Source organism: Pseudomonas sp. SDO52101_S400 (genome assembly GCF_054071635.1).
The window spans coordinates 1-24,061 of sequence record NZ_JBSVWF010000031.1 but is presented as its reverse complement, the minus strand read 5'-3'; the positions used below and the strand labels follow the sequence as shown (position 1 = coordinate 24,061).

The 24,061-nt window shown below is 56.2% G+C and carries 39 protein-coding genes, 1 tRNA gene and 1 pseudogene; 15 read left to right on the top strand and 26 right to left on the bottom strand.

Annotated elements, in window-relative coordinates:
* Nucleotide 1: 1 nt before the first annotated feature.
* Genes ACW9HX_RS16835 through ACW9HX_RS16820 form a run of 4 tightly spaced genes read left to right on the top strand, consistent with a single transcriptional unit; the run spans nucleotide 2 to nucleotide 3,437 of the window.
* Entirely contained in the window at nucleotides 2–1,021 is a 1,020-nt protein-coding gene (locus ACW9HX_RS16835; RefSeq protein WP_457381458.1) for a LacI family DNA-binding transcriptional regulator, read from the top strand.
* 24 nt (nucleotides 1,022–1,045) lie between these two features.
* Nucleotides 1,046–1,963 carry a ribokinase gene (rbsK, locus tag ACW9HX_RS16830; RefSeq protein ID WP_457381457.1) on the top strand — a complete coding sequence of 306 codons (918 nt, stop codon included), beginning with the start codon at nucleotides 1,046–1,048 and terminating at the stop codon, nucleotides 1,961–1,963.
* On the top strand, nucleotides 1,960–2,364 hold the full coding sequence (gene rbsD / locus ACW9HX_RS16825; RefSeq protein WP_457381456.1) for a D-ribose pyranase: 405 nt from the start codon (nucleotides 1,960–1,962) through the stop codon (nucleotides 2,362–2,364). Before rbsK ends, rbsD begins: the two co-directional genes overlap by 4 nt.
* A 44-nt stretch (nucleotides 2,365–2,408) precedes the next feature.
* Nucleotides 2,409–3,437: a nucleoside hydrolase gene (locus ACW9HX_RS16820; RefSeq protein WP_457381455.1), complete on the top strand. Its 1,029-nt coding sequence runs from the start codon at nucleotides 2,409–2,411 to the stop codon at nucleotides 3,435–3,437.
* A gap of 33 nt (nucleotides 3,438–3,470) precedes the next feature.
* Here the strand turns inward: ACW9HX_RS16820 and ACW9HX_RS16815 are convergent, their stop codons facing one another.
* Nucleotides 3,471–3,683 (bottom strand): hypothetical protein, encoded by a 213-nt coding sequence (locus tag ACW9HX_RS16815; RefSeq protein ID WP_085712027.1) that lies wholly within the window; start codon nucleotides 3,681–3,683, stop codon nucleotides 3,471–3,473.
* 130 nt (nucleotides 3,684–3,813) lie between these two features.
* On the opposite strand from ACW9HX_RS16815, the gene ACW9HX_RS16810 reads away from it, so the two are divergent.
* Together ACW9HX_RS16810 and ACW9HX_RS16805 are read left to right on the top strand one after the other, a co-directional pair.
* Nucleotides 3,814–4,119, top strand: coding sequence for a hypothetical protein (locus ACW9HX_RS16810; RefSeq protein WP_457381454.1), 306 nt, complete (start codon nucleotides 3,814–3,816; stop codon nucleotides 4,117–4,119).
* Between the two features lie 165 nt (nucleotides 4,120–4,284).
* Nucleotides 4,285–4,602 (top strand): I78 family peptidase inhibitor, encoded by a 318-nt coding sequence (locus ACW9HX_RS16805; protein ID WP_457381453.1) that lies wholly within the window; start codon nucleotides 4,285–4,287, stop codon nucleotides 4,600–4,602.
* A gap of 72 nt (nucleotides 4,603–4,674) precedes the next feature.
* Here the strand turns inward: ACW9HX_RS16805 and ACW9HX_RS16800 are convergent, their stop codons facing one another.
* Complete coding sequence (locus ACW9HX_RS16800; RefSeq protein ID WP_003179963.1) at nucleotides 4,675–4,887, bottom strand: cold-shock protein; 213 nt, start codon at nucleotides 4,885–4,887, stop codon at nucleotides 4,675–4,677.
* A gap of 292 nt (nucleotides 4,888–5,179) precedes the next feature.
* A complete protein-coding gene (locus tag ACW9HX_RS16795) occupies nucleotides 5,180–5,479 on the bottom strand; it encodes a hypothetical protein (protein WP_249484009.1) in 300 nt (99 codons plus the stop codon).
* A 382-nt stretch (nucleotides 5,480–5,861) separates the two neighbouring features.
* Between ACW9HX_RS16795 and thrS the strand changes: the two genes are divergently transcribed.
* The 9 genes from thrS (at nucleotide 5,862) to ACW9HX_RS16750 (ending at nucleotide 13,315) form a co-directional block, all read left to right on the top strand.
* The gene (thrS, locus tag ACW9HX_RS16790) at nucleotides 5,862–7,784 is read left to right on the top strand and encodes a threonine--tRNA ligase (RefSeq protein WP_096821278.1); all 1,923 of its coding nucleotides are present in this window, start codon (nucleotides 5,862–5,864) and stop codon (nucleotides 7,782–7,784) included.
* Nucleotides 7,784–8,335, top strand: coding sequence for a translation initiation factor IF-3 (infC, locus tag ACW9HX_RS16785; protein WP_170929410.1), 552 nt, complete (start codon nucleotides 7,784–7,786; stop codon nucleotides 8,333–8,335). Before thrS ends, infC begins: the two co-directional genes overlap by 1 nt.
* Nucleotides 8,336–8,395: 60 nt before the next feature.
* The gene (gene rpmI / locus ACW9HX_RS16780; RefSeq protein WP_002553160.1) at nucleotides 8,396–8,590 is read left to right on the top strand and encodes a 50S ribosomal protein L35; all 195 of its coding nucleotides are present in this window, start codon (nucleotides 8,396–8,398) and stop codon (nucleotides 8,588–8,590) included.
* 28 nt (nucleotides 8,591–8,618) lie between these two features.
* Nucleotides 8,619–8,975 carry a 50S ribosomal protein L20 gene (gene rplT, locus ACW9HX_RS16775; RefSeq protein ID WP_007913489.1) on the top strand — a complete coding sequence of 119 codons (357 nt, stop codon included), beginning with the start codon at nucleotides 8,619–8,621 and terminating at the stop codon, nucleotides 8,973–8,975.
* A 109-nt stretch (nucleotides 8,976–9,084) separates the two neighbouring features.
* Nucleotides 9,085–10,101, top strand: coding sequence for a phenylalanine--tRNA ligase subunit alpha (pheS, locus tag ACW9HX_RS16770; protein ID WP_457381452.1), 1,017 nt, complete (start codon nucleotides 9,085–9,087; stop codon nucleotides 10,099–10,101).
* 26 nt (nucleotides 10,102–10,127) lie between these two features.
* Entirely contained in the window at nucleotides 10,128–12,506 is a 2,379-nt protein-coding gene (gene pheT, locus ACW9HX_RS16765) for a phenylalanine--tRNA ligase subunit beta (RefSeq protein WP_457381451.1), read from the top strand.
* A gap of 3 nt (nucleotides 12,507–12,509) precedes the next feature.
* Nucleotides 12,510–12,812 carry an integration host factor subunit alpha gene (gene ihfA / locus ACW9HX_RS16760; protein WP_002553164.1) on the top strand — a complete coding sequence of 101 codons (303 nt, stop codon included), beginning with the start codon at nucleotides 12,510–12,512 and terminating at the stop codon, nucleotides 12,810–12,812.
* The gene (locus ACW9HX_RS16755; protein WP_003179985.1) at nucleotides 12,793–13,149 is read left to right on the top strand and encodes a MerR family transcriptional regulator; all 357 of its coding nucleotides are present in this window, start codon (nucleotides 12,793–12,795) and stop codon (nucleotides 13,147–13,149) included. Before ihfA ends, ACW9HX_RS16755 begins: the two co-directional genes overlap by 20 nt.
* Nucleotides 13,150–13,238: 89 nt before the next feature.
* Nucleotides 13,239–13,315: transfer RNA gene (locus ACW9HX_RS16750), tRNA-Pro, on the top strand.
* A gap of 79 nt (nucleotides 13,316–13,394) precedes the next feature.
* Here the strand turns inward: ACW9HX_RS16750 and ACW9HX_RS16745 are convergent.
* From ACW9HX_RS16745 to ACW9HX_RS16635, 23 genes and pseudogenes are all read right to left on the bottom strand, one after another.
* Nucleotides 13,395–14,558: a tyrosine-type recombinase/integrase gene (locus ACW9HX_RS16745; RefSeq protein WP_457381489.1), complete on the bottom strand. Its 1,164-nt coding sequence runs from the start codon at nucleotides 14,556–14,558 to the stop codon at nucleotides 13,395–13,397.
* Entirely contained in the window at nucleotides 14,444–14,833 is a 390-nt protein-coding gene (locus ACW9HX_RS16740; protein ID WP_457381450.1) for a hypothetical protein, read from the bottom strand. The genes ACW9HX_RS16745 and ACW9HX_RS16740 overlap by 115 nt, the downstream gene beginning before the upstream one ends.
* 1 nt (nucleotide 14,834) lies before the next feature.
* Entirely contained in the window at nucleotides 14,835–15,110 is a 276-nt protein-coding gene (locus tag ACW9HX_RS16735; RefSeq protein WP_457381449.1) for a hypothetical protein, read from the bottom strand.
* A complete protein-coding gene (locus tag ACW9HX_RS16730) occupies nucleotides 15,107–15,487 on the bottom strand; it encodes a hypothetical protein (protein ID WP_457381448.1) in 381 nt (126 codons plus the stop codon). Before ACW9HX_RS16730 ends, ACW9HX_RS16735 begins: the two co-directional genes overlap by 4 nt.
* Nucleotides 15,484–16,002, bottom strand: coding sequence for a hypothetical protein (locus tag ACW9HX_RS16725; protein ID WP_457381447.1), 519 nt, complete (start codon nucleotides 16,000–16,002; stop codon nucleotides 15,484–15,486). The genes ACW9HX_RS16730 and ACW9HX_RS16725 overlap by 4 nt, the downstream gene beginning before the upstream one ends.
* Entirely contained in the window at nucleotides 15,999–16,187 is a 189-nt protein-coding gene (locus ACW9HX_RS16720) for a hypothetical protein (protein WP_457381446.1), read from the bottom strand. Before ACW9HX_RS16720 ends, ACW9HX_RS16725 begins: the two co-directional genes overlap by 4 nt.
* Nucleotides 16,174–16,380: a hypothetical protein gene (locus ACW9HX_RS16715; protein ID WP_457381445.1), complete on the bottom strand. Its 207-nt coding sequence runs from the start codon at nucleotides 16,378–16,380 to the stop codon at nucleotides 16,174–16,176. The genes ACW9HX_RS16720 and ACW9HX_RS16715 overlap by 14 nt, the downstream gene beginning before the upstream one ends.
* Nucleotides 16,381–16,439: 59 nt before the next feature.
* A complete protein-coding gene (locus tag ACW9HX_RS16710; RefSeq protein ID WP_457381444.1) occupies nucleotides 16,440–16,874 on the bottom strand; it encodes a hypothetical protein in 435 nt (144 codons plus the stop codon).
* A gap of 107 nt (nucleotides 16,875–16,981) precedes the next feature.
* The gene (locus ACW9HX_RS16705) at nucleotides 16,982–17,629 is read right to left on the bottom strand and encodes a hypothetical protein (protein WP_457381443.1); all 648 of its coding nucleotides are present in this window, start codon (nucleotides 17,627–17,629) and stop codon (nucleotides 16,982–16,984) included.
* Nucleotides 17,626–17,832 carry a hypothetical protein gene (locus ACW9HX_RS16700; protein WP_457381442.1) on the bottom strand — a complete coding sequence of 69 codons (207 nt, stop codon included), beginning with the start codon at nucleotides 17,830–17,832 and terminating at the stop codon, nucleotides 17,626–17,628. The genes ACW9HX_RS16705 and ACW9HX_RS16700 overlap by 4 nt, the downstream gene beginning before the upstream one ends.
* Nucleotides 17,825–18,367, bottom strand: a complete 543-nt coding sequence (locus tag ACW9HX_RS16695; protein ID WP_457381441.1) for a hypothetical protein — start codon at nucleotides 18,365–18,367, stop codon at nucleotides 17,825–17,827. Before ACW9HX_RS16695 ends, ACW9HX_RS16700 begins: the two co-directional genes overlap by 8 nt.
* On the bottom strand, nucleotides 18,355–18,504 hold the full coding sequence (locus ACW9HX_RS16690; RefSeq protein ID WP_457381440.1) for a hypothetical protein: 150 nt from the start codon (nucleotides 18,502–18,504) through the stop codon (nucleotides 18,355–18,357). The genes ACW9HX_RS16695 and ACW9HX_RS16690 overlap by 13 nt, the downstream gene beginning before the upstream one ends.
* Before the next feature lie 7 nt (nucleotides 18,505–18,511).
* Nucleotides 18,512–18,814 (bottom strand): helix-turn-helix domain-containing protein, encoded by a 303-nt coding sequence (locus tag ACW9HX_RS16685; protein WP_457381439.1) that lies wholly within the window; start codon nucleotides 18,812–18,814, stop codon nucleotides 18,512–18,514.
* A 346-nt stretch (nucleotides 18,815–19,160) separates the two neighbouring features.
* Nucleotides 19,161–19,361, bottom strand: a complete 201-nt coding sequence (locus tag ACW9HX_RS16680; RefSeq protein ID WP_457381438.1) for a hypothetical protein — start codon at nucleotides 19,359–19,361, stop codon at nucleotides 19,161–19,163.
* Nucleotides 19,362–19,417: 56 nt separating this feature from the next.
* A complete protein-coding gene (locus ACW9HX_RS16675) occupies nucleotides 19,418–20,056 on the bottom strand; it encodes a hypothetical protein (RefSeq protein ID WP_457381437.1) in 639 nt (212 codons plus the stop codon).
* A 7-nt stretch (nucleotides 20,057–20,063) separates the two neighbouring features.
* Nucleotides 20,064–20,561 carry a siphovirus Gp157 family protein gene (locus tag ACW9HX_RS16670; protein WP_457381436.1) on the bottom strand — a complete coding sequence of 166 codons (498 nt, stop codon included), beginning with the start codon at nucleotides 20,559–20,561 and terminating at the stop codon, nucleotides 20,064–20,066.
* A complete protein-coding gene (locus ACW9HX_RS16665) occupies nucleotides 20,558–21,286 on the bottom strand; it encodes a hypothetical protein (protein ID WP_457381435.1) in 729 nt (242 codons plus the stop codon). Before ACW9HX_RS16665 ends, ACW9HX_RS16670 begins: the two co-directional genes overlap by 4 nt.
* Nucleotides 21,287–21,557: 271 nt before the next feature.
* A complete protein-coding gene (locus ACW9HX_RS16660) occupies nucleotides 21,558–21,698 on the bottom strand; it encodes a hypothetical protein (protein ID WP_213941224.1) in 141 nt (46 codons plus the stop codon).
* A gap of 10 nt (nucleotides 21,699–21,708) precedes the next feature.
* Complete coding sequence (locus ACW9HX_RS16655; protein WP_457381434.1) at nucleotides 21,709–21,999, bottom strand: hypothetical protein; 291 nt, start codon at nucleotides 21,997–21,999, stop codon at nucleotides 21,709–21,711.
* Nucleotides 21,996–22,130, bottom strand: a complete 135-nt coding sequence (locus tag ACW9HX_RS16650) for a hypothetical protein (RefSeq protein ID WP_457381433.1) — start codon at nucleotides 22,128–22,130, stop codon at nucleotides 21,996–21,998. The genes ACW9HX_RS16655 and ACW9HX_RS16650 overlap by 4 nt, the downstream gene beginning before the upstream one ends.
* The gene (locus ACW9HX_RS16645) at nucleotides 22,127–22,321 is read right to left on the bottom strand and encodes a hypothetical protein (RefSeq protein WP_457381432.1); all 195 of its coding nucleotides are present in this window, start codon (nucleotides 22,319–22,321) and stop codon (nucleotides 22,127–22,129) included. Before ACW9HX_RS16645 ends, ACW9HX_RS16650 begins: the two co-directional genes overlap by 4 nt.
* Nucleotides 22,321–22,716, bottom strand: a complete 396-nt coding sequence (locus ACW9HX_RS16640) for a hypothetical protein (RefSeq protein ID WP_457381431.1) — start codon at nucleotides 22,714–22,716, stop codon at nucleotides 22,321–22,323. Before ACW9HX_RS16640 ends, ACW9HX_RS16645 begins: the two co-directional genes overlap by 1 nt.
* A gap of 1,137 nt (nucleotides 22,717–23,853) precedes the next feature.
* Nucleotides 23,854–24,061, bottom strand: a pseudogene (locus tag ACW9HX_RS16635) (hypothetical protein); the annotation flags it as partial.

Below are 24,061 nucleotides of genomic sequence, written 5' to 3'. Positions count from 1 at the left end.
CATGGCGACGATCAAGGATGTGGCAGCGCTTGCGGGGATTTCCTACACGACCGTCTCCCATGTTGTGAACAATACCCGGCCGGTGAGTCAGGAGGTGCGGCTGAAAGTCGAGGCGGCGATCAAAAGCCTCGACTACGTGCCGAGCGCCGTCGCCCGATCGCTGAAGGCCAAGACAACTGCCACCATTGGCTTGTTGGTGCCCAACAGCCTCAACCCGTACTTTGCCGAGCTGGCACGGGGAATCGAGGATTACTGTGAGCGTAATGGCTACTGCGTAATTCTCTGCAACTCCGACGACAATCCGGAAAAACAGCGCAGCTATCTGCGGGTGTTGCTGGAGAAGCGTATCGATGGCTTGATCGTCGCCTCCGCTGGCGGTGACAGTGGCCTGGTGCAAGGCCTGGCCGGGGTCAAGACGCCAATGGTGATCGTTGACCGCGGTCTTGAAGGTGTGGACGCCGATCTCGTGCGCATCGACCATGAATATGGCGCCTATCTGGCAACAAGGCATCTGATCGAGCTTGGACATCGTGATATCGCCACCATTGGCGGCCCGGTGAGCACCAGTGTTGCGCAAATGCGTCAGGCAGGATTTTGCCGCGCGTTGAAAGAGGCGGGTATTGAAGTGCCGCCATCGCGGATGCTGGAAAGCGATTTCACCAGCACGGGCGGTTATAACGCAGCTGTGGTTCTGCTTGAAAGCAATCCTCCCAGTGCAATCTTCGCCGGCAATGACATGATTGGCATTGGTGTCCTGCGAGCTGCCGCCGAGCGCAATGTGCGCGTGCCCGCGCAGCTGTCGGTGATCGGTTTCGACGATATTCAGATGAGTCGCTACGTATATCCGGCGCTGACAACCGTTGGCCAGTCGATTCTGCAACTGGGAGAGATGGCGGCGGAGGTGCTGCTACGAAGAATTGCTACCCCGGATCTGGCCACTGATCAGCGGATCGTGACCCCGAGTATTGTCTTGCGAGAGTCGACCGCGCCAATGGCTGGCGTGTTTACCGAATATCGCTGAAACCGAATTGATGAGTAGTGATGTATGCCCGCAAATGTAGTGGTAATAGGCAGTCTGAACATGGACCTGGTCACCCGGGCGCCTCGTTTGCCTCGAGGAGGTGAGACGCTGATCGGACATTCGTTCGCTACTGTGTCCGGTGGCAAGGGTGCCAACCAGGCGGTGGCTGCCGCCCGGTTGGGCGCGAAGGTGTCGATGGTCGGCTGTGTCGGCAATGACGACTATGGTGTGCAGTTGCGCGAGGCGTTGCTGGCTGAGCGGATCGATTGTCAGGCGGTCAGCGTAGTCGAGGACTCCAGTGGCGTAGCGCTGATTGTGGTCGATGACAATAGTCAGAACGCAATCGTCATCGTCGCCGGGGCCAACGGTTCGATGACGCCAGCGGTAATCGATCGGTTCGACGCGGTGTTGCAGGCGGCGGATGTGATCATTTGTCAGCTGGAAATTCCCGATGCCACTGTCGGTCATGCGCTCAAGCGCGCTCGTGAACTGGGCAAGACAGTCATCTTGAACCCGGCCCCGGCCAGCCGTCCGCTGCCTGCAGGCTGGTTTGTCTCCATCGACTACCTGATCCCCAATGAAAGCGAGGCCGCTGCCCTCAGCGGTTTGCCGGTTGACTCGCTGGAAAGCGCTGAAAAAGCGGCTGTCCAGCTGATTTCCATGGGTGCCGGCAACGTGATCGTTACGCTGGGTGCCAAGGGAGCATTGTTTGCCAACGGTTCGGGTTGCCAGCATTTTCCTGCTCCCAAAGTTAAGGCGGTCGATACCACGGCTGCCGGGGATACCTTCGTCGGCGGATTTGCAGCGGCGCTTGCTGCTGGCAAAACCGAAGTCGAGGCCATTCGTTTTGGTCAGATAGCCGCAGCGTTGTCGGTTACTCGAGCGGGTGCCCAGCCGTCCATTCCCACTTCATCCGATGTACAGGCGTTCAAACCCGCATGAAAAAGACTCCTTTGCTCAACATTGCGCTGTCTCGGCTGATTGCCTCTCTTGGTCATGGCGACATGGTCGTGATCGGTGACGCTGGCTTGCCCGTTCCGCCTGGTGTCGAGTTGATCGATATCGCGCTGACCCACGGTGTTCCGGATTTCGTCAGCACCTTGAAAGTCGTGCTCAGCGAAATGCAGGTGGAGAGTCATGTGCTCGCCCAGGAAATCTTCGACAAGCAACCCACTGCGCTGGCTTCGCTGGACGCATTGAATGAAGAAGGTGCGCTTGGGCGGCGCGATCTGCTCAGTCACGAGCAATTCAAGGTTCTCAGCCGACAGGCGCGAGCGATTGTTCGTACAGGCGAATGTCAGCCGTACTGCAACATCGTGCTGGTGGCCGGGGTTACGTTTTAACGGGGTTCAATCCCTTTCAATTTCAAATGCACAAGGAATGCGCCATGCACCGCTATGCTCAAAAAATGCACCAACTGATCCGGAGTCTGCTGCTTTTGTCCGTGATAACCGCGACCGGCGCCCAGGCGGCGGGAAAGATTGATCTGATCATCGACACCGATCCGGGTGCCGATGATGTGGTGGCCCTGTTGTTTGCTCTGGCGTCGCCGGAGGAACTGAACATTCGTGCGCTGACCACCGTGGCTGGCAATGTGCGTCTCGACAAGACCTCTCGCAATGCGCGACTGGCCCGTGAATGGGCGGGGCGCGAAGAAGTGCCGGTCTACGCTGGTGCGCCGAAACCGTTGATGCGCACGCCGATCTATGCCGAAAACATCCACGGCAAGGAAGGCCTGTCGGGCGTCACCGTGCACGAGCCGAAAAAAGGCCTGGCTGAAGGCAATGCGGTCAACTACCTGATCGATACCTTGAAAAAAGCCAAGCCGCACAGCATCACCATTGCCATGCTTGGGCCACAAACCAACCTGGCGCTGGCACTGATCCAGGAGCCTGAGATTGTCCAGGGCATCAAGGAAGTGGTCATCATGGGCGGCGCCCACTTCAACGGCGGCAACATCACGCCCGTGGCCGAGTTCAACCTGTATGCCGATCCGCAGGCAGCTGAAGTCGTGCTCAAAAGCGGTGTGAAACTGACTTATCTGCCGCTGGATGTGACCCACAAGATTCTCACAAGCGACGCACGCCTGAAGCAGATCGCGGCGCTGAACAACAATGCGAGCAAGATTGTCGGCGACATCCTCAACGAGTACATCAAGGGCGATATGGAACACTACGGTATTCCGGGTGGCCCGGTGCATGACGCTACGGTCGTGGCTTACCTGCTCAAACCAGAGCTGTTCACCGGTCGTTCGGTGAACGTGGTGGTCGACAGCCGTGAAGGTCCGACCTTCGGGCAGACCATCGTCGACTGGTATGACGGCCTGAAAGCCCCGAAAAATGCCTTCTGGGTGGAAAACGGTGATGCTCAGGGCTTCTTCGATCTGTTGACCGAACGCCTGAAGCGTCTGAAGTAAGCGACAGGCCCGCAGGTGCCAGTCTGCGGGCCATTATTCTTTCTCGATGTCCGATGTGCCTTTGAAGTCATCCGGATACTTCTCGAACAACTGTGCGATAAATGATTGCGCGGCTTGCGTGCCCAATGTCTTGACCAGCAGGTCGATGCTGATCAATGCCAATTCTTCCGGACTGCCCGGACTGTAAGAGCTGTGCCCTTGTGGCCAATGGGCCTTGATGTCGGCTGAGATGCTTACGGTCGTCATGATGGGGCTCGGGAAGCGCGGGATCGAAGTTCTGAGTTAAACACTTTGTCTGGCGTTTGGCACTGCGACTTAGGCATGAACGCAGGGCTATGCGACACTTGGTCGTCTCCGTAAAACCAAGGACCGAGCTGTGCAGATCGATTTGAATTCCCCCGGCGGCCTGACGCTGGATGCTGTGCGTCTGATGCTGGCTTCAGCCAGTGACGATGAGCACACCCAGTTACGCGTGACCAAGGCTGGTATTGCGTATATCTCTTCGGGCGTTACCGGCGGTCAGGACATCGATGGCTTGTCGTTTCGCCTGGAAACCTGGGCCAAGGGTTCGGGCTATGTGGGCAACGTTGCGGCGAGCGACGAGGTCTGGGTGATGCAGATATTCAACGCGCTCAAGGACAACTGGCCGAACCCGCCCTATGACTACATTGACGTCTACTGAGCGCCGTTCATATTCAGTGACGATTGTGTGATGAAGTATCAGGCGTAGCTCAGGCAAACTCGCCGTTTTTCTGATCGTGGGGCAGGGTAGTGGCGCAAGTCATGAAACCAAACGCTGTATCGGCGGTCGCACGATGTTCGCTCAACTATTGAAAAAGGAGGCTTCATGCCTTGGAAGCTCGCGTCACTGGGTACTCTGATGGCGGTTGCCATGCTGGCTGGCTGCACTACAACTTCCAGCGAATCGCAGAAGCAGCCCGTGGCGGCCGAAACCGGTCACAGCCGTTGCGAGGCAACAGCTGCAGAGTTCACCGTCGGCAAAAAGGCTTCGCCGGAATTGCTCGAGCAGGCACGCAAAAAGGCTGGCGCGCAGAATGCCCGGTTCCTCAAGCCTGACGACATGATCACCCTGGAATACCGCTCTGATCGGCTGAACCTCAATACCGACAGCAATCTGGTGATCACTCGGGTCAACTGCGGCTGAGTTGCAAAGACTTTTGTCACGCCCATAAAAAACCCCGTCACATGGACGGGGTTTTTTTAGTGCGCCGAGAAATTACTCTGGGCGAACTTGTGCAGCTTGCATACCCTTTTGGCCTTTCTCAGCCACGAAGGAAACGGTCTGGCCTTCTTTCAGGCTTTTGAAACCGTCGGATTCGATAGCTTTGAAGTGTACGAACAGGTCGTCACCGCCACCTTGAGGAGTGATGAAGCCGAAGCCTTTTTCATCGTTGAACCATTTAACGGTGCCGGTTTGGCGATTAGACATGGTGTATCTCCAAGAAACATATATTTTCAGTAGTACTGTGCTGCTCAGGCCAACTGGGCACACCGGAGTATCATAGTCGAAATGTTCGCTTTGGTAGCCCCCCGGACGTGCTGTTTGCTTTCATATTGCGGATGTTTCGACATTATGAATGGCTAGAGCCCCCGGTTTCAGAGGCTTTCAGCCGAAACGAAGGGGTGTAAAAAAAGCTATAAAACCTGCGTAAAATATCGGATTCAGGGTCATTTTGACCGATTCCGGCCTGTGGAACGCCCGCAAATCCCTTCATCACAGATTATTTCTGCACTCGGCAAACCGAGATTTCTTTCAGTGCGCGTTGGCCCAGTTCGCCGCTTGGCGGGGTGTTCTTGTCCATCAGTTGTGCGATTTCCTGAGTGGTGAATTTCTTCTCAAGGACGTCGGCTCCGCAGGTGCAGTGTTGCTTGGCTACGGTCGGGTTGACGCTTTGGCTGGCGGCTTTGGTGCAGTCATTCATGTATTGCTCTTTCACGCCCGCAGGCCAGGCCGCCTGAGCGCTCAGTGGCAGCAGCATTGCCAGGGGAGCCGCGAAGGCAAAAAGTCGGATAAGGCGCATGTCTGAAACTCCTTGGTTTGAGTAATTCGGGGTAATTCTCAGCCCATTTGAGGTTAGCCGTACATCTCAAGTTCACCGCGCACCGTTAAAATGAGCAATCAGGGGCTGGCTCAATTCGTTCGCCTCTGTGACCGTTCATCTGTGCTAGGATGCCCGACTCGGGCGTTCGCAGGCTCCGGACGACCTTCAGTCCCGGTAGCGGCGACGTACGAATACTCTGATTTGAATCCCAGTCACTCTGGTTCGGTTTTCCGGTTGGCCGCAAGGCTCCTGCCGCTGTAAGGCAGGCGTTCGTCATTGAATGGCCTGGATCGGATCTTGTACTGGCTCATCCCAACCCACGTGACCTTTGGTAGGGGTCACCACTAGGAGAGGAGGCGCCATGCCAACTATTACTCTTCCCGACGGCAGTCAACGTTCATTCGATCATCCGGTTTCCGTAGCCGAGGTCGCCGCATCTATCGGTGCAGGCCTGGCCAAGGCCACCCTGGCCGGCAAGGTCAACGGCAAGCTGGTCGACGCCTGTGACATCATCGACAGCGACGCGACGCTGCAAATCATCACGCCAAAGGATGAAGAGGGGCTGGAGATCATTCGCCACTCTTGCGCCCACCTGGTTGGCCATGCGGTCAAACAGTTGTACCCGACGGCCAAAATGGTCATTGGTCCGGTCATTGACGAAGGCTTCTATTACGACATCGCCTTCGAGCGTCCTTTTACTCCGGACGACATGGCAGCCATCGAACAGCGCATGCAACAGCTGATCGATACCGATTACGACGTCATCAAGAAAGTCACTCCGCGTGCCGAAGTGATCGAAGTGTTCAAGGCTCGCGGCGAAGACTACAAGCTGCGCCTGGTCGAAGACATGCCGAACGAGCAGGCCATGGGCCTGTACTACCACGAAGAATACGTCGACATGTGCCGTGGTCCGCACGTGCCGAACACTCGCTTCCTGAAATCCTTCAAGTTGACCAAGCTGTCCGGTGCCTACTGGCGCGGTGATGCCAAGAACGAGCAATTGCAGCGCGTTTACGGCACTGCCTGGGCTGACAAGAAGCAGTTGGCTGCGTACATCCAGCGAATCGAAGAAGCTGAAAAGCGCGATCACCGCAAGATCGGCAAGCGCCTGGGCCTGTTCCACACCCAGGAAGAAGCGCCGGGCATGGTGTTCTGGCACCCGAATGGCTGGACGCTGTATCAGGTACTCGAGCAGTACATGCGCAAGGTGCAGCGCGACAACGGCTATCTCGAGATCAAGACGCCGCAAGTCGTTGACCGTAGCCTCTGGGAGAAGTCCGGGCACTGGGCCAACTACGCCGACAACATGTTCACCACTGAGTCGGAAAGCCGCGACTACGCCATCAAGCCGATGAACTGCCCATGCCACGTGCAGGTGTTCAATCAGGGCCTGAAGAGCTACCGCGAACTGCCGATGCGTCTGGCCGAATTCGGTGCCTGCCACCGTAACGAGCCGTCGGGTGCGCTGCACGGCATCATGCGTGTACGTGCATTCACCCAGGACGACGCCCACATTTTCTGCACCGAAGAACAGATGCAGGCCGAATCCGCCGCGTTCATCAAGCTGACCATGGATGTTTACCGCGACTTCGGCTTCACCGATGTCGAGATGAAGCTGTCCACTCGTCCGGAAAAACGTGTTGGCTCCGACGAGCTGTGGGATCGCGCCGAAGCTGCTTTGGCCGCGGCGCTTGATAGTGCGGGCCTTCCGTACGATCTGCAGCCGGGCGAGGGCGCTTTCTATGGTCCGAAGATTGAATTCTCACTGAAAGATTGCCTCGGTCGCGTGTGGCAATGTGGTACTTTGCAGCTCGATTTCAACCTGCCAGTGCGTCTCGGTGCCGAATACGTCTCCGAAGACAACAGCCGCAAGCATCCGGTCATGTTGCACCGTGCGATCCTCGGTTCGTTCGAGCGTTTCGTCGGGATTTTGATCGAGCACTATGAAGGTGCATTCCCTGCGTGGCTGGCGCCGACCCAGGCAGTGATCATGAATATCACTGATAAACAGGCAGATTTTGTTGCTCAGGTCGAAAAAACTCTCAACGAAAGCGGGTTTCGTGCCAAGTCTGACTTGAGAAATGAAAAGATCGGCTTTAAAATCCGCGAGCATACTTTGCTCAAGGTTCCATATCTCTTGGTTATTGGGGATAAGGAAGTCGAGATGCAGACTGTCGCTGTGCGTACTCGTGAAGGTGCTGACCTGGGCTCGATGCCCGTCGCCCAGTTCGCTGAGTTTCTCGCGCAAGCGGTTTCCCGGCGTGGTCGCCCAGATTCGGAGTAATTATTATTAAGCGTGAAATGAGACAAGATAAACGAGCTGCACCGAAAGCCCCGATCAACGAGAATATCTCGGCACGCGAGGTTCGGTTAATTGGCGCTGATGGCGAGCAGATTGGCATCGTCTCGATTGATGAAGCGCTTCGTATTGCTGAAGAAGCAAAGCTTGATCTGGTAGAAATCTCTGCAGACGCAGTCCCACCGGTTTGCCGTGTGATGGACTACGGCAAGTCGATCTTCGAAAAGAAGAAGCAGATTGCTGCGGCGAAGAAGAACCAGAAGCAGATTCAGGTAAAAGAAATCAAGTTTCGTCCAGGGACGGAGGAAGGGGATTACCAGGTAAAACTGCGCAACCTGGTACGTTTCCTGAGTGATGGGGACAGGGCCAAGGTATCCTTGCGATTCCGCGGCCGTGAGATGGCCCACCAGGAGCTGGGGATGGAACTCCTCAAGCGGGTTGAAGCTGACCTGCTCGAGTACGGTTCGGTCGAACAGCATCCTAAGATGGAAGGACGCCAGCTGATCATGGTCATCGCCCCGAAAAAGAAGAAGTAATCAACAGGGCACGGCAGGCCTTCTGATTATGTTTATCAACTGAATGCGGAGTATCCGAACATGCCAAAGATGAAAACGAAAAGTGGTGCTGCTAAGCGGTTTCTGAAAACTGCTAACGGTATCAAGCACAAGCACGCTTTCAAGAGCCACATCCTGACTAAAATGTCGACCAAGCGTAAGCGTCAACTGCGCGGTAGCAGCTTGCTGCATCCGTCTGACGTGGCAAAAGTCGAGCGCATGCTGCGCCTTCGTTAATTTTAGTCAAGAATAGAGGAAGTAACTCATGGCTCGTGTAAAGCGTGGCGTCATTGCCCGTAAGCGTCACAAAAAAATTCTGAAACTTGCTAAAGGCTACTACGGTGCACGTTCGCGCGTATTCCGTGTTGCCAAGCAAGCGGTAATCAAGGCAGGCCAATACGCCTACCGTGACCGTCGTCAGAAAAAACGTCAGTTCCGCGCTCTGTGGATCGCTCGTATCAACGCTGGTGCTCGTGTTAACGGTCTGTCCTACAGCCGTTTCATCGCTGGCCTGAAAAAAGCGTCCATCGAGATCGACCGTAAGGTTCTGGCTGATCTGGCAGTGAACGAAAAAGCGGTGTTTGCCGCGATTGTCGAGAAAGCTAAAGCCACCTTGGCTTAAGTACCCCCGACAGTCACCCGGCCTCACCTCTGTGGGGTCAGGTGGTAAACGTCATAAATAGGGGAAGAGCCTTCAAGCTCTTCCCCTATTTTGTATCTGGAGTCTGTACATGGAAAACCTGGATGCGCTGGTCTCTCAAGCACTAGAGGCTGTGCAAAGCGCTGAAGATATCAATGCCCTGGAGCAAATCCGGGTTCAATACCTTGGCAAAAAGGGTGAATTGACTCAGGTGATGAAGACCCTGGGGAATTTGCCGGCAGAGGAGCGTCCGCAAGTCGGCGCCCTGATCAACGTTGCCAAGGAACGTGTCACAGGCGTTCTCAATGCGCGCATGGCTCTGTTTGAGGAAGCCCAACTGGCTGCCAAACTGTCCGCCGAATCCATTGACGTAACCCTGCCGGGCCGTGGTCAGACCTCCGGTGGTCTGCATCCGGTAACCCGGACTCTGGAACGTATCGAACAGTTCTTCACCCACATCGGCTACGGTATTGCCGAAGGTCCTGAGGTCGAAGACGATTATCACAACTTCGAGGCGCTCAACATCCCAGGCCATCACCCGGCCCGGTCGATGCACGACACCTTCTATTTCAACGCGAACATGCTGTTGCGCACCCATACCTCGCCGGTACAGGTCCGCACCATGGAATCGCAGCAGCCGCCAATCCGCATCGTCTGCCCAGGCCGTGTGTATCGCAGCGACTCCGATATCACCCACTCGCCGATGTTCCACCAGGTCGAAGGCCTGCTGGTTGATCGCGACATCAATTTTGCCGACCTGAAAGGGACTATCGAAGAGTTCCTGCGGGTGTTCTTCGAAAAAGAATTGGCGGTGCGTTTCCGTCCTTCCTACTTCCCGTTCACCGAACCATCCGCTGAAGTCGACATGGAATGCGTGATGTGCAGCGGTAAAGGCTGCCGCGTCTGCAAGCAGACCGGCTGGCTGGAAGTGATGGGCTGCGGCATGGTTCACCCGAATGTGCTGCGCATGTCCGGGATCGATCCGGAAGAGTTCTCGGGCTTTGCTTTCGGCATGGGTGTCGAACGTCTGGCCATGCTGCGTTACGGCGTGAACGACTTGCGTCTGTTCTTCGACAACGACTTGCGGTTCCTCGCGCAATTTCGCTAGTCGTAACGAATTCTTAGGAGAGCAGGATGAAATTCAGTGAACAATGGCTGCGTGGCTGGGTTAGCCCGCAGGTAAATCGCGACGAGCTGGTTGCCCGTCTGTCGATGGCCGGTCTTGAGGTCGATAGCGTTACGCCGGCCGCCGGTGCATTCAGTGGTGTGGTAGTGGGCGAGGTACTGAGTACCGAGCAACACCCTGACGCCGACAAGCTGCGTGTGTGCCAAGTGAGCAATGGCACGGAAACTTTCCAGGTCGTGTGCGGTGCGCCAAACGTGCGTCCGGGCCTGAAGATTCCGTTCGCAATGATCGGCGCCGAGCTACCGGGCGATTTCAAGATCAAGAAAGCCAAGCTGCGTGGCGTCGAGTCCAACGGCATGCTGTGCTCGCAAACCGAGCTGCAGGTTGGTGAAGGCAATGACGGTCTGATGGAGCTGCCGGCCGATGCGCCGGTGGGTGAAGATTTCCGTGTTTACCTGGAACTGGAAGACGCCAGCATCGAGGTCGACCTGACCCCGAACCGCGGCGACTGCCTGTCCCTGGCGGGTCTGGCTCGCGAAGTCGGTGCGTTGTACGACGCTCCGGTCACTCGCCCGGTGGTGATGACCGTTCCTGCGGTGCACGACGAAGTGCGCTCGGTCGAAGTGTTGGCACCTGCCGCCTGCCCGCGTTATCTGGGCCGTGTCATCCGCAACGTTGACCTGTCCAAACCTACGCCGCTGTGGATGGTTGAACGTCTGCGTCGTGCCGAAGTGCGCAGCATTGATGCTGCGGTCGACATCACCAACTATGTGATGCTCGAACTGGGTCAGCCGCTGCACGCTTTCGACCTCGCCGAAATCAATGGTGGCATCCGTGTGCGCATGGCGGAAGAGGGCGAGAAGCTCGTGCTGCTTGATGGTCAGGAAGTCAGTCTGCGTAGCGATACGCTGGTGATCGCCGACCACACTCGCGCTCTGGCCATTGCCGGCGTGATGGGTGGCGAGCACAGCGGTGTATCCGCGACCACTCGCGACGTATTCCTTGAAAGTGCGTTCTTCGACCAGATCGCTGTGGCGGGTAAGGCTCGCTCTTACGGTCTGCACACTGATGCTTCGCACCGCTACGAGCGCGGTGTGGACTGGCAACTGGCCCGTGAAGCCATGGAGCGCGCCACTGGCCTGCTGCTGGAAATCACCGGTGGCGAAGCCGGCCCGATCATCGAAACGGTCAGCGAACAGCACCTGCCGTCGATTGCGCCGATCACCCTGCGTGCCCAGCGCATCACCCAGATGCTGGGCATGGAAATGGATTCGGCCGAAGTCGAGCGTCTGCTCAACGCTTTGGGTCTGAAAGTTTCTGCCGAGGGAGCAGGGCAGTGGCGCGTAGAAGTGCCAAGCCATCGTTTCGATATCAGTCTGGAAGTCGATCTGATTGAAGAGCTGGCGCGTCTGTACGGTTACAACCGTCTGCCGGTTCGTTACCCGCAAGCTCGTCTGGCGCCGCAAGCCAAGGCTGAAGCTCGTAGTGATCTGCCGGAGCTGCGCCGTCTGCTGGTCGCTCGTGGTTATCAGGAAGCGATCACTTACAGCTTCATCGATCCAAAACAGTTCGAGCTGTTCAACCCAGGTGTTGAACCACTGCTGTTGGCGAACCCGATCTCCAATGACATGGCTGCCATGCGCTCGTCGCTGTGGCCGGGTCTGGTCAAGGCGTTGCAGCATAACCTCAACCGTCAGCAGGATCGCGTCCGTCTGTTCGAGAGCGGTCTGCGCTTCGTTGGTCAGCTGGATGGCCTGAAGCAAGAGCCGATGCTGGCCGGTGTGGTCTGCGGTAGCCGTCTGCCGGAAGGCTGGGCGCAAGGTCGCGATACCGTGGACTTCTTCGACGTCAAGGCTGACGTGGAAGCGGTGCTGGGTTTTGCCGGTGCGCTGGATTCGTTCACTTTCACTCCGGGCAAGCACCCGGCGCTGCACCCGGGTCAAACCGCGCGCATCGAGCGTGAAGGGCGTGAGGTCGGCTTTATCGGTGCGATTCACCCTGAACTGTCGAAGTCCTTGGGTCTCGACCGTCCGGTCTTCGTTTTCGAGCTGGTTCTGGCTGAAGTGGCGTTGGGCAAAATGCCTAAATTCCACGAGTTGTCGCGCTTTCCTGAAGTGCGTCGTGACCTTGCACTGATTGCGCACAAAGACGTTGCAGCCTCGGCTGTACTGGACGTAATCCGTGAAAATGCAGGCGAATGGCTGACAGACCTCAGGCTATTTGACGTGTATCAGGGTAAAGGTATTGATCCTGATAGAAAAAGCCTTGCAGTTGGCTTGACCTGGCAGCATCCATCGCGCACTCTTAATGACGATGAGGTGAATTCGACGACGCAAAATATCCTCACCTCGCTCGAACAAAGGTTGAACGCCACGTTAAGGAAGTGACGTATGGGGGCTTTGACGAAAGCTGAGATGGCGGAACGTCTGTATGAAGAGCTGGGCCTGAACAAGCGGGAAGCCAAGGAATTGGTCGAACTGTTTTTCGAGGAAATCAGGCACGCTCTTGAAGACAACGAGCAGGTCAAATTGTCGGGTTTCGGCAATTTCGACCTTCGGGACAAGCGCCAGCGGCCTGGCCGCAACCCGAAAACGGGGGAAGAAATCCCGATCACGGCTCGCCGTGTGGTCACCTTTCGTCCAGGGCAGAAGTTGAAAGCCCGAGTTGAGGCTTATGCTGGAACCAAGTCATAACGACGAACTACCCGTCATCCCGGGCAAGCGCTACTTCACCATCGGTGAAGTCAGCGAGCTGTGTGCGGTAAAACCACACGTGCTGCGCTACTGGGAGCAGGAGTTTCCTCAACTCAACCCCGTCAAACGCCGCGGAAACCGCCGGTATTATCAGCGACAGGACGTGCTGATGATCCGGCAGATCCGCGCGCTCCTTTACGATCAAGGGTTCACCATCGGCGGCGCACGTCTGCGACTGTCCGGTGATGAAGCCAAAGACGACACAACCCAATACAAGCAAATGATCCGCCAGATGATCGCCGAGCTCGAAGATGTTCTGGTGGTTCTCAAGAAATAATTTCCTGCTTTTAAATACTTCCAGTTTTCAAAAGCTTGCGATATATTCTTGAGCGTTCTTCGAGACGGAGAACGAGTTTCACGCCTAGTCGGGGCGTAGCGCAGTCCGGTAGCGCACTAGCATGGGGTGCTAGGGGTCGAGTGTTCGAATCACTCCGTCCCGACCATATAATTCAATGACTTAGGCCAGTGTTCGCAGCATTGGCCTTTTTCATGTGCGTGAGATTTGCGTGACTACTCGATTTTTCAAGCCTGTTTCCTCTTCAATATTGTAAGTACCGGTCCGCGAGAATCGGTTGCTGATACCATGTTTGCAGCTTCAATCAGATTCCCGAGCTCGGCGGCCGAGTAGTGACTGGTGATGCTGCCGTTCTTGTGACCCAGAAGTGCCTTACGGTCTTCCTCGGTTACGCCTGCTGCGCGAAGCCGCCGGCCAAATGTGTGCTTGAGGTCATGAATCCTGATGGATGCATAACCTTGGTGAGCGGGGCGAAGGTTTTCCTCCTGCCAGAGTTTCGCCGCTCTCACCCGCGCCTTCTTCCAAGCCGAGTCATTCATCCGATGCATGGCGTTTCCGTTATAAGGGAAAACCCAATCCTTACTCAGGCCTCGCTGCTTTTCGATGATCGACTTGGCCACGTTGTTAAGTACGACCAGTCGCTCATCACCGTTCTTCACTCCAGACCGTTCGTGTCTGCCACCAAAGTCCGCCGGGATCAGAAACACGCTGGTCCCGAGTTCCGGAACCGAAATCTCCCAATCCCATCGCAGCTTGCAGACTTCCTGCTCACGCGTGCCGGTGTTCACCTTGAACAGCGCCATCGTTTGCAGGTGAGCCGGTAACTCTCCAAAGAGGATCGACTGCTCCTCCCATGACATCGGGTATGGTTTGCGGCTCGACTTCTTCTCTTCAAGCTTTGTGAGCATCGGCACGTTATCCAGCCAAGGCCTTCGCTCATCATCTCGCCACTTCCTGGCACACAACGATAACACCCGAACCACACGCTCTATCGAGATGTTCACCGTCCTGTTGCTGACCCCCTTCTGTATGGTCCCGTCCTCCAGCTTTTTAGTCGCCAACCTGTCCTTGATGAAAGGCGCCAAGGCCTGGTCATCAATATGATTGAGCGGTATGTCGCCAATGAATGGGTCGAGCTGCGCAATATGGTGCGCGGAAAGCTTGAAAGATGGCTGGTCCTTGATCGCAACGAGGAACTTCATCGCCGCATCACGCCACGTTTTTACCTCCCTGACGCCATACACCTTTTGCTGCCTAATCTGCTCCATCCTAAAAATCAGATAGCGCTCGGCTTCTTGCCGGTCAGTTGTTCCAGTAGTTTCGTAAAGTCTTTCGCCGTTGATCTTCTTGTCGATATGCCAGATACCTTTCCTTTGGGAGAGGCCTGTGATCGATTTTCGCGCCATGGTTTATCTCCTTCCTGGCGCTCGCTGCGGGGCAATTGTTGCTCCGGCGCACGCTTTTTATCAATCGACTTGGCTTCGACGTATGCTGATGCCCAGTCGTCCAGTTCCTGCCGGTCGAACCCGACGCCGCGCTCGCCGATCGGGAATTCGTGAACGTACGGGCGCACTTCGGCGTCGAATACCGCACGGCACATGCCCAGGTAAGCCGGAGCCTTCTTGGCTCGGATGAAGCGCGGAAGAAGAGCAAGTTCTGCACTCATCTCAACCCTCCTTGCTCATGGCTGCGCGAGTCAAACGTCTAGCCTCGTCCTGTTTTAGTGAATTCCCGTTTTTTACCCATGGAACGTATTCAGGGTGAAGTGCCCAGCTTTCATAAATCCTTTGGGCCTCAAGCTCTAAAACCTCCTTGCGCAGCGCCTCGTTCTCAGCCCCCAACTTCCCCAGCTTCCCATAGCACTCAGCCAGCAGGTTGTTGGCATCGTTGAGGTTCGTGGCGCCGCGCTGGCAGCGTTTCATGAGGTCTTCGTGGTCTGTCATGGCATCGACTCCCTACGCGCGCTATCGACCAGTGCGTCGGCAGCCTTTTCGGCGACGTGCCAGTCATCTGTTGTGTTACGGATGTAGGTCAGCGCTCTGCGCAGCACCTCGTTCTCAGCTAACAGCTCAAGAACTCCACCGCGCGCCGCAACCATGAACTTCGCAAAGTCGGCTTTGCAGGTTTCGACATACGTGTGGCCATCGTACAGTTCACCATCAATTTCAAATGGCGCTCCGTATACGCAGTAGAACCCCGTTGAGCCCCCGCCAAGTGACTCGCCTGACGGCCCGTTAAAGAACGGTTCGATGTTGCTGTCGTAATCCAGATCGTCTGGGAATGCCTCGGCCAGTCGCTTCAATTCGCTGCGGTCGGTCATGACTTCATCTCCTTGCCGAGCCAGTCGGCGAAGCATTCCACGGTCATCATCGTTTCGCTGTCTGGAAATTCTGTGGCGAGGCGCTCAATCAGGTTTTCCGCGATGCCGCGCCGCTCGTCCCGCGCCGCATTGGCCATGTCTACGGCGGTGTACTGCGCTGGCTGGTCAGGATCGACGCGGTCGTAGAAGTAACCGGTGCCGTCGCCTGTGGTCAGCGTGCAGGTCGACATATCTTCGGCGTAGCTGACCAGTTGTGGCTCGTTGCCAAGACCGCCGCGCAGGTGTTCGATCATCTTGGCCTGCTGGGCCACCGTGGCTTCCAAGGCAATCAGGTCGCCGTTGTTTTGCATGGCCTGGATAACCTGCGGAAGCGATGCGCGCTTGTTCCAGGCATCCAGACCGGCATCATTTGCAGTGGGCCCAAATGCCCCGCACCCATTGCATTCGACCCAAAGCGCTATGCTTACTTCGGAGCTGCCGCAGAATGGGCATGAAAGTAGCTTGTGTTCGCTCATACCATCTTCCTCCGCGCTTCACGTTGCGCCTTGTTCCAGCCTTGGGCCCAGCGTGTCTTTGAATATGGGGTAGGGTCGTTCTCTGCATCGAACGGGTTCTGCTTCAAGTCGACGCCGCGCAGGAATGCTGCGTAACCCTGCTCGAACGGGTTGATCTTCTGGCCGTGCAGCTCAGCAGTTGCCATGGCGAACCACCTCCAAAACCTGCTTGATCCCCTTGGCGTAGTCCGCCGGCCTGACCTGAGCCGTCAGCTCAAGATTGCAGGCCATCGTTTCCACCGGCCCGCGCTCGTCGAACATGCAGCGCGGCATATAGACGGCAGACGCAAGCATTTCGGCCGCGTACAGCCGGCCCTCTCTTTCTTCGATATGAGACATGACGCACTTCCTTGCCCGGTTGGGCGGTGCCGCGCGGGTCGGCAGAAGGTGGTTGTGGGCTACTCGTCTTCGCCCTGATCGATTTCGTCATCGTCGTCCTGACTGACGCTGATCGGGAGCTTGCCGAGGCGTTCGATGGCCAGCACTAGACCGATCCGCAATCCCTTGGCCATGTCTTTTGTTAGGGCAATCTCGACAGGGTCGTCGATGCCGAGCTGCAGCGTCACACCCTCCTTTGCGTTATCGATGATCATCTGTACCTGGTCGGCCTGCCGCTTGTGCCAAGCCAGTAACGACTGGATCATTTCGCCCACGTCCTGCGGGGCATTCACCGACCCCTCCAGTGCGCCGGTGACGAGTTTCTTCAGTTCCGCTTTCTCCTCTTCAGCGCGTTCGAGCTGATCGTCGGCGGCGAATGGCCCGCCGACCATTGACCAACTGCTGGCGAACACTTGGGCCTGGTCCATGATGGCTTTGATATTTTTCTCAGACATACGAATTCCTCGCCCGCCGTACACCGGCAGGCTGTTGAGTAGGGGGGGGTTTACAACAGAAGGGATGAATCAGCGGACGTAGACGAGGTAGAACCAGGTGAGGGCGATCATTTGGCTGGCCCATTCAGCGCAGCGGTGGCGTCGAGGCAGGAGTTCAGCATGGAGCACCACATATTTTTGTAATCTTGCGATTGGTCGACCTCGTCATCACCAGTGTCTTCGACCGGGGTATTAATGGCTGCTTCGATCATTGCTGTGGTTGGTTCAACTGGAACCAGTTTCCAACCGTCAGGCACCACCGCGACCGGCGCATCCTTGACCTTCTCCAGGCATGCAGCAATCTCGGCGCGGAATTCACCTTGGGCGTATTTCCCGGCCCGGGTGAGCAGGCGAACCATTTCGGCGGATACCGGCGCTGGCGGTGCGGTGTACGGGAGCAGCTCGATTTCCGGAATTGGTTCAGAATTTGCTGCGGCTGATACCTTGTCGAGAACCTGTTCAGAGGCATCGAGAGCGCCGAGAACCTGATACACCTCTGCGTGCAGATTCTCCAGCTCAGCGATGCGCTCTTTGTAGACCTCAGCTCCGCGCAACATCAGTTCTTTCTCGCCCTCAAGTTGAGCAACCCGCGCCTGTAGCTGGGCTACCATTCGCATAGCATCAGCAAGCTGTCCTTTAGCATCGCTGAACGTTTTTGGCTCATCGCATCCAGGTAACCAGCGCGGCACGCCGTCAATCGTTGGGTTATTGGTCATGGCTTTGCCTCGTACTCTTTTGCAAGACGGATCAAATCTGACGCCTTGACTTGGAATTTATGGATTGTCGTGCCGCCGCCCCATGGCTTTGGCCCTGCAACACGCTCACCTGTATCGAAGTCCCCGATGCAAAGACAATTCCCTTCTACGCCTCGAACCACCTCGACCAGTACATGACCTTCGCGCAGTTTTTCCTTACTCATGACTTTCTGCCTCGGGGTTGGGGTTGAGGGCGGCGTCAATCTGCGCGTCAAATCGATCAGCATGAAAATAGATAACGTCGCCGCCGTCCGTTGATGCAGCCTCTTGCATCTTTCTGAATTTGTACGGCGTAACCTTGCTCAGGAAGTTGTAACGCGCTTTCAGACCCGAAATGCGCTGCTCGGCGGCGGCGAGTTTCTCTGCCTGATCTTTTGCATGACTGAACAGAACGTCGCTAGGCTGGCCGTCTGCATGCTTGGCGTCGTCAAGGTCGATCCCGAGCAGGTCACACACCTTGGCAACCGTCTCAAGAAACGACGAGTTGCTGTGGCGCAGAATACGGTTCTCAGCCTCAGCCGTATCGGCGCGCAGGCGTTGGGTGTCGAGTTCAGCCTGCCAGTCGCGTTCGGTTCCGATTGGATAGACGCGTTGGTTTTCAGGCTTAAGTGCTTCAGCTGCCGTGTACATCTGATCGCTAGACATATGGCAATCAACACAGAAATTACGACCGTGCTTGCACTGTTTCACATCATCCATTTTTCAATACCCCATTGAATAAGTTGCGGAAGGCCAGTGTTGGCCAGGCCGAGGAAGATGGCGAAGAGGGTTTGAGGGATCATGTCAGCCACCATCCGAGTGGTAGCCAAACGAACATGACGCAGAACATCACGCATTGAGTAATCATGCCGAAGCCCTCGAGGCCCTGATCCATGTCTGGAATGTCTGCCGGCAGAATCCAATGTGCGCCTCGATGTCGTCCCACTTTTTACCCTGGGCGCGCATGTCCAGCGCCATATTCAGGTAGTCGTCGGTGAGTTCACGCTTGCGACCCTTGTTGCCGAGTACAATCCCGGCGTTGTTCAGATAGCGCACCACGGTTGGGTAGGAGCATCCCGCCGCATCTGCGATTGCATCGACCTCATGGCCGGCGGCGTGCATGGTGAAGATCAGCCCGATCGAGTCAGGCGACAGTTTCGCTGTCATGGCTATTCCTCCGAGCGTGTTCCTGCTGCCTGGCTTTCGAACATTTATCGTTGCGACACTTGTTTCGCGGTCGGCCACAGATGCTGCAGCTGTAGTTCAGCTCCAAATAGCCAGCCTTGAGCTTTCCTTTGGATGACATGAGGCCTCCAGGGAATGGATTATTTGGATAGAGTCTTTGCGCGCCTCTTCGACCAAGCGATCACGTCAAGCACCGCGCTTTTGCTGAAAACACTGCGCTGCTTGTAGTAGTCGATCGAGTCCCTTGCCACGCTGAAGCAAATACCTTACGGATACTTCAGCTTGCGCAACTCGTCGTGAACGTTTTTTTCGATGAACTCAAAAGGCGTCATATCGCCACCCATTCGTTTTTGCTGTTGTAGAAGCCGCGCCACTCGCCGAGCTGAAAAACAAGAGTTCCAGGGGTGCAGAGCCATGCGCGAGAGATTGGCCCACCATCGAGCCGGAAGCTTTTCTTGATCGCGCTCAATCGGCGCTTTCTGATTCGCGGACGAGATAAGTCGATCCGCCCGATTCGGATGAGAGTCATTGTTTATTTCCAGTCAGGCGCCGCCATCCGAAACCGGATGCAGCAGGTTGGATGGGTTACTGCTTCGGCGCTTTCGGGAAGAAAGCCGGCTTAGAAAAAGCCTTTGGATAGTCGATGTTGAACTTGTCGAGTAGGCGGATGAAGTTGCGGTAGGTCGATCCGACTTTCTCGCGTGCCTGATTTCGCGTCAGGCCCAACTCCTTGAATGCGAGAATTCGCTCGGCGTCTTTCGCGTCCTTGGCATCGTCCGGCGTTCTGCTTCTGAAGTTCTTGTAGTCGGCACTGCTGACCGGTATGAAGTTGAAGCCGCCTTTCTTGGCGATCCGGAACAGAGTGCCTCGATTCATTCCGGTTCGCTCGACGGCTTCGGCCATGGTCGATTTTGCTGCAATTTCGCGAATACGGTCTATCTCGGCCTGTTTTTCGGCGGCGCGTGCTTTGGCGCGTTCTTCTCGTTCAATTTCTCGGCGTGCGAACTTGTCGAACCAGGGTTCTGCCGGCTTTTGCTGCGGCTGGGCCACCTTCTTCCGTGGCGGCGGCTCATGTCGCTTCGGCAGTGGCTGAAAGCTCGGCCCGGCCAGCACCTCAATAGTCCCTCCTTTTTCAAGCCAGTCCGCTTGCAGCAGGGCCAGCTCATGACGCATTGGGTCTAGCTCCTTGATCATGTTCAGATCGTTGCTGATGTAGGCGTTCATGGCGGCCTCACTTGATGCTGATTGAGCTTTTGCCGATTTCGGTATGGGCGCCCGGCACTTCAATGCCGTCCTTGATCGCCTTGGCAATCGCGGCTTTGTCCGGAGCGCTGGTCACCTTGACATTGACGTAGTCGTCCGGAATGGCCTTCTCATCGTCGATGACAACGATGGGCTTGCCCTTGCCGCAGGTGATGGTGAACAGCGGGTGGGTGATCTTGGTGATCCCCGAGGCTTCCATGTTCGTGCGCAGGTACTCTTTCAGGCTTTCCCGGCGGTTGGTGATGACCCGCTTGCGCTCAGTCAGACGATCAATCTGAGACTGAATTGCTTCAAGGTCGCCGTCGATGTTCAGAGCAACCATGGCAATGGCCTTGCCCTTTTCCTGGAACTCGCCTTCGATTCCTTCCATGGTGTCGCGCAGGGCGACGGCCAGATCTTCGTCAGCAGTCTCGGCGAGCGCTGAAAGCTCCTTGTACTGCTCGGTGATGTGATAGAGCTGTGTCATGCTGCTTGCTCCTCAAAACGGGCTTTTTGTTCGTCGTACTCGCGGACGATGCGGGTGACAGCCTTGGTGTCATTGCGCAGCGTCAGCCGGCGGACGGCGACGTCATGGAAGGCCTTGAGTTCTTTAGGTGTCTTGGCGTCTTTCAGCGACTGGATGACCGAGGCGATGTAGTCAAGGCGCTCTTGCTTCTGGCGCTCTTCTTCGACCGCCTTGTCCTCGGCCTGTTCAATCGTCTGCTCGTCGACCAGTGCACTTACGTAATCTTTGTCGTCGAACAGGCCAAGGAACACGTCGGCGCTGAAGCCAAGCATCGACAGGGATTTCTTGATGGCATCGGTGAGGGACTTTTTCGGTGCTTCTCCGTCCGTCGTGGTGCCGTACTTCGACTTGTAGAGGTATGGCGTGCAGCCGTACTGTTCGAACTCGCCGCGCTCGCCGTCCTGCTTGATCCAAAACAAGATTTTCACGGTGTGGTTGAGCTCGAAACCAAGGCTTGCTCGCTTTTCGCCCTCGCCGACGAAGATTTCAGCGCCCTTGTCGAAGCGTTCTTCCAGCACCTTCCAGCCGAAGCCGATGCCAGCCGGGCCGAATACCTCGGTGGCCTTCATGATCATCGCCGTGCCGTTCAGACTGGTGATCTGTTGGCCGCCGACTTTGGCGTCTTTGGTATATCGGGTATCGGTCTTCTCGACCTTCTCCCAGATGCTCATGTTTTTATCGGACATGACGGCTCTCCCCGCCATGCAGGCGGCGTGTGAGTTCGGGTTATTGAGTGAGCTGACCGACGTATGCGCTGGCCAGCATTACGAAAGTTGTGCCGAGGAGGACGATGGCTGAGCCGCGCCACACATACAGGCGGCGAGCGCGCTGATAGCGGCTCATTTCGCCACCGCCATAGCAGGAAGGCTTCGAGGTTCGCCGTTCTCCTTGAACAGGCTGTACTGAAGCATCAGGACGCAGAGGCCGAAGGCGAGAATCCAGAAGATTGGCTTCATCTCATTTCCCCTTGTACTGGATCGGCACGAAGGTGAAGTGCTGATCTGGTTCTTCTTCAGACTCGACAACGTAGAAAACATCGGAGTCCAGTCGCTTCATGAGTTCGCGGAAGGTGTAGACGCGGGTGGCTAGGCGTTTCATGACTTCACCTTTAACGCTCGTCAGATCGGCGAGTCTTGCCAACCTGATGAGCTGCCAGTTCAGATATTCCAACACCGCTCACGCCGACGAATTCCTGATTCGTTTCGGTATCAGTGATGACGTAGATGCCGCGCTTTTCGTTGTAGGACAGCGCGTCATAAAAGACCCCGACACGATCAACCTTGAACCGCCCACTACTTTTGTAGGTGATCGGTTCAGCCTTGCTGCGCTGAATACTGTCTTCCGTTGGCTCGCAGCCGGCGATGGCCAGTAATGCGAGTAAGGCGATAAGTGTTTTCATGAGATTCTCGCAACCAGCATGCCGCGCCTGGTCTGAATTTGAATGCGCCGTGGCAGATCGGCGACCAGAAAAAAGCCCTGATTCGTCAGGGCTCTGTTCATTGCTTTGTAATCGGTGGCGATGATCGTCATGCCGCACTCCTTGGCCGGTTCGCGACGATCGCGTTCAGCCGTTTGCAGTAGTGGTCGAATTCTTCTTCGGTTATGGCCTTGGCGGTGAAGAAGGCCGTGATGTTGCGCAGTACCAGGATCTCGTACTTGTCCGGGCAGCCGGCGTGGCTGAGTTCGTCTAGGTCTTCGTCGATGGCGATGTACGGGCTCACTAGTAGAACTCCTCTGCGGCCTGTTCCATGGCGAGGTCGAACCATGGTGCGGTCATCTCAAGCGCTATCTCATGAGGATCTTTCGGGCCGAGCAGCCTCTGCGCGAATTCTTTGCCACTGCCACCATGGAGTGCGGCTATCACTAGTTGCGCGAAGCTGTCTTCGTCGTCCTCTCCATTGATCTGGCGCTGATTCAGCTGCGCTTGGACCGCGCCTAGAAAGTCGGCATAACTGATCACCTTCGTCTGGCGGCGAGTACGAATTACAACATCACAGCCAAGTACCAATTGTTCTGCTGCGTTGTAGGCCCACTCATCAGCGGCCTCGTCGCGGGCTGATGTGTCAGCAGGACTCATGTTGTCCCAGCGGGACTGCGCTGCAGCAAATGCGTTCATGATCGCCTCCAGAGTGGCGGGTTATGGGTATGCAAGCAGAAACATGCGATCTTCGAACTCGTCACCGCAGAATTCTTGCGCTTGGTCAACAGTGGCTCGACCAGATCCAGAACAGGTATCGCAACAGCCCCCTTTAACCACTTTGTGCTGCGGGTCATGGCCGCAGCATGGGCAGCCAATGCGCCCGATTTCGTGGAAGCCGAGGGCACCGAGAAAACCGTGGTCAGGGTTGTGACACGTTTCTTTTCCGTCACCTGAGCAATCTGGACAGATGACAGTCCTGCTTGAATCGCTCATGGCGACCTCCAGTGTTTAGGGTTAGGCGATATACCCGCCCGGCATAGTGGTAACTATTTTCCTCGGTGCATCATGCATCCGACCTTTGGCGCAGTCGTGGACGTCGGGGCGGGGCTTTCGGGGGAGGGGTGGGGCTGTGCGTTTCATGGCTGCGATACCAGCCTGAATTGGCGATCAGGGAAAGTTTTCTCAAACTCACTCAAGATTGCATAGGCAAGTTCTGGACAGTTGCGAGGTAGCGCATTTTTTCTGAGCTCCGTCGTTTCAACCCGAGCTTTGCCGATTGCACACATCACGTACGCCCATCCTGACTCAGTTCTGACCTGAAGCTTTTCCATGGCGATTATCTCCAGCAATGACGCAATAAAAATCCCGATCACTGACCGGGCTTTATTCCTGAAGTAGACCTCCCTACGTCAGGGGATGTTTGCCTCCTGATGGAGGGCTTGGCTGTCTGTTACATGGCTGAAAATCCTCCGTGTATGGTTCCAAGGCTGGGGCGGTATACCCATCAGCTGGTTTAAAACTTCAGTGGCTCAACGCCCGGCGTCCTGGATTCAGATATCAGATTTAGATTGGCGACATCGCTTCATGCTCTTCTCCTTGCGTTGCGGGGTGGGTATTGGGTTGTGATCTAGCCGGTGCTGATCTCCGACTTTTTAGTCTGGTTGCTTTACAGACTTTTAAACGGCGTCTTTTCAAGAGTTTCCCAAGCAACTGGGGCTGCTGTAGCCGCTATCAACGCATCAGCCTGCGCATTCAGATCACAACCCAATACCCTCTCTAAACGAGTTTCCCCAGAGAGATATCGGGCCGTTGCGTACGGCGGACGACGGAGAGTTAGGCCTTCACGAATTTGTTGTTCTCGTCCAGGCGGTAGGCGATTTCTGGCTCGATTCCATCCTCGCCAACATAGGCGTTGTAAGTTCGGTAGCGTTCTGTTTTGCTGCACCACTTGCGGACGCGCAATTCGGCTTTTTCGCCGCCAGTCAGCGTGGAGTCGTAGCCGCCAGTCAGCGTGGAGTCGTCGCCGCCAGTCAGCGTGGAG

Bases quoted from the DNA above. Each gene is read 5' to 3' on its own strand.
- ACW9HX_RS16835 (WP_457381458.1), top strand. From the start codon at position 2: ATGGCGACGATCAAGGATGTGGCAGCGCTTGCGGGGATTTCCTACACG.
- rbsK (WP_457381457.1), top strand. From the start codon at position 1,046: ATGCCCGCAAATGTAGTGGTAATAGGCAGTCTGAACATGGACCTGGTC.
- rbsD (WP_457381456.1), top strand. From the start codon at position 1,960: ATGAAAAAGACTCCTTTGCTCAACATTGCGCTGTCTCGGCTGATTGCC.
- ACW9HX_RS16820 (WP_457381455.1), top strand. From the start codon at position 2,409: ATGCACCGCTATGCTCAAAAAATGCACCAACTGATCCGGAGTCTGCTG.
- ACW9HX_RS16815 (WP_085712027.1), bottom strand. From the start codon at position 3,683: ATGACGACCGTAAGCATCTCAGCCGACATCAAGGCCCATTGGCCACAA.
- ACW9HX_RS16805 (WP_457381453.1), top strand. From the start codon at position 4,285: ATGCCTTGGAAGCTCGCGTCACTGGGTACTCTGATGGCGGTTGCCATG.
- ACW9HX_RS16800 (WP_003179963.1), bottom strand. From the start codon at position 4,887: ATGTCTAATCGCCAAACCGGCACCGTTAAATGGTTCAACGATGAAAAA.
- ACW9HX_RS16795 (WP_249484009.1), bottom strand. From the start codon at position 5,479: ATGCGCCTTATCCGACTTTTTGCCTTCGCGGCTCCCCTGGCAATGCTG.
- thrS (WP_096821278.1), top strand. From the start codon at position 5,862: ATGCCAACTATTACTCTTCCCGACGGCAGTCAACGTTCATTCGATCAT.
- rpmI (WP_002553160.1), top strand. From the start codon at position 8,396: ATGCCAAAGATGAAAACGAAAAGTGGTGCTGCTAAGCGGTTTCTGAAA.
- rplT (WP_007913489.1), top strand. From the start codon at position 8,619: ATGGCTCGTGTAAAGCGTGGCGTCATTGCCCGTAAGCGTCACAAAAAA.
- pheS (WP_457381452.1), top strand. From the start codon at position 9,085: ATGGAAAACCTGGATGCGCTGGTCTCTCAAGCACTAGAGGCTGTGCAA.
- pheT (WP_457381451.1), top strand. From the start codon at position 10,128: ATGAAATTCAGTGAACAATGGCTGCGTGGCTGGGTTAGCCCGCAGGTA.
- ihfA (WP_002553164.1), top strand. From the start codon at position 12,510: ATGGGGGCTTTGACGAAAGCTGAGATGGCGGAACGTCTGTATGAAGAG.
- ACW9HX_RS16755 (WP_003179985.1), top strand. From the start codon at position 12,793: ATGCTGGAACCAAGTCATAACGACGAACTACCCGTCATCCCGGGCAAG.
- ACW9HX_RS16740 (WP_457381450.1), bottom strand. From the start codon at position 14,833: ATGAGTGCAGAACTTGCTCTTCTTCCGCGCTTCATCCGAGCCAAGAAG.
- ACW9HX_RS16735 (WP_457381449.1), bottom strand. From the start codon at position 15,110: ATGACAGACCACGAAGACCTCATGAAACGCTGCCAGCGCGGCGCCACG.
- ACW9HX_RS16730 (WP_457381448.1), bottom strand. From the start codon at position 15,487: ATGACCGACCGCAGCGAATTGAAGCGACTGGCCGAGGCATTCCCAGAC.
- ACW9HX_RS16725 (WP_457381447.1), bottom strand. From the start codon at position 16,002: ATGAGCGAACACAAGCTACTTTCATGCCCATTCTGCGGCAGCTCCGAA.
- ACW9HX_RS16720 (WP_457381446.1), bottom strand. From the start codon at position 16,187: ATGGCAACTGCTGAGCTGCACGGCCAGAAGATCAACCCGTTCGAGCAG.
- ACW9HX_RS16715 (WP_457381445.1), bottom strand. From the start codon at position 16,380: ATGTCTCATATCGAAGAAAGAGAGGGCCGGCTGTACGCGGCCGAAATG.
- ACW9HX_RS16710 (WP_457381444.1), bottom strand. From the start codon at position 16,874: ATGTCTGAGAAAAATATCAAAGCCATCATGGACCAGGCCCAAGTGTTC.
- ACW9HX_RS16705 (WP_457381443.1), bottom strand. From the start codon at position 17,629: ATGACCAATAACCCAACGATTGACGGCGTGCCGCGCTGGTTACCTGGA.
- ACW9HX_RS16700 (WP_457381442.1), bottom strand. From the start codon at position 17,832: ATGAGTAAGGAAAAACTGCGCGAAGGTCATGTACTGGTCGAGGTGGTT.
- ACW9HX_RS16695 (WP_457381441.1), bottom strand. From the start codon at position 18,367: ATGGATGATGTGAAACAGTGCAAGCACGGTCGTAATTTCTGTGTTGAT.
- ACW9HX_RS16690 (WP_457381440.1), bottom strand. From the start codon at position 18,504: ATGCGTGATGTTCTGCGTCATGTTCGTTTGGCTACCACTCGGATGGTG.
- ACW9HX_RS16685 (WP_457381439.1), bottom strand. From the start codon at position 18,814: ATGACAGCGAAACTGTCGCCTGACTCGATCGGGCTGATCTTCACCATG.
- ACW9HX_RS16680 (WP_457381438.1), bottom strand. From the start codon at position 19,361: ATGACTCTCATCCGAATCGGGCGGATCGACTTATCTCGTCCGCGAATC.
- ACW9HX_RS16675 (WP_457381437.1), bottom strand. From the start codon at position 20,056: ATGAACGCCTACATCAGCAACGATCTGAACATGATCAAGGAGCTAGAC.
- ACW9HX_RS16670 (WP_457381436.1), bottom strand. From the start codon at position 20,561: ATGACACAGCTCTATCACATCACCGAGCAGTACAAGGAGCTTTCAGCG.
- ACW9HX_RS16665 (WP_457381435.1), bottom strand. From the start codon at position 21,286: ATGTCCGATAAAAACATGAGCATCTGGGAGAAGGTCGAGAAGACCGAT.
- ACW9HX_RS16660 (WP_213941224.1), bottom strand. From the start codon at position 21,698: ATGAAACGCCTAGCCACCCGCGTCTACACCTTCCGCGAACTCATGAAG.
- ACW9HX_RS16655 (WP_457381434.1), bottom strand. From the start codon at position 21,999: ATGAAAACACTTATCGCCTTACTCGCATTACTGGCCATCGCCGGCTGC.
- ACW9HX_RS16650 (WP_457381433.1), bottom strand. From the start codon at position 22,130: ATGACGATCATCGCCACCGATTACAAAGCAATGAACAGAGCCCTGACG.
- ACW9HX_RS16640 (WP_457381431.1), bottom strand. From the start codon at position 22,716: ATGAACGCATTTGCTGCAGCGCAGTCCCGCTGGGACAACATGAGTCCT.